1 protein-coding gene is annotated in these 239 nt (G+C 43.1%); it reads left to right on the forward strand.

Going from position 1 to position 239, the window contains the following annotated elements; all coding sequences use genetic code 11:
- The coding region (locus AC23P2_RS31425; RefSeq protein ID WP_487776842.1) for a hypothetical protein at positions 1-192 on the forward strand (192 nt) is incomplete at its 5' end.
- Between the last annotated feature and the right edge of the window lie 47 nt (positions 193-239).

Here is a 239-nt window from a genome sequence, read left to right on the forward strand (position 1 = left end):
GTAGGTTGGCACCATAGCCGACTTTTTCCTTCACGAGCCCTATGGCGTCCTTTTGCTCATCCAGCGCTTTATGGTTGGCTTTACATTATCATTGGTTTTACTTCTATAGTCTTATTTTATGGTTCGTTTTCTAGCTACTGGACGGGGGAGTTGATTACCTACACCACCCACGAAGCCATCGAACACCTCTAATGAAATTTTATTGGTGTACTGGCTAATATTGGTCAGCGATTTGGTTT

Source organism: Runella sp. R0.1_18 (assembly GCF_057652155.1).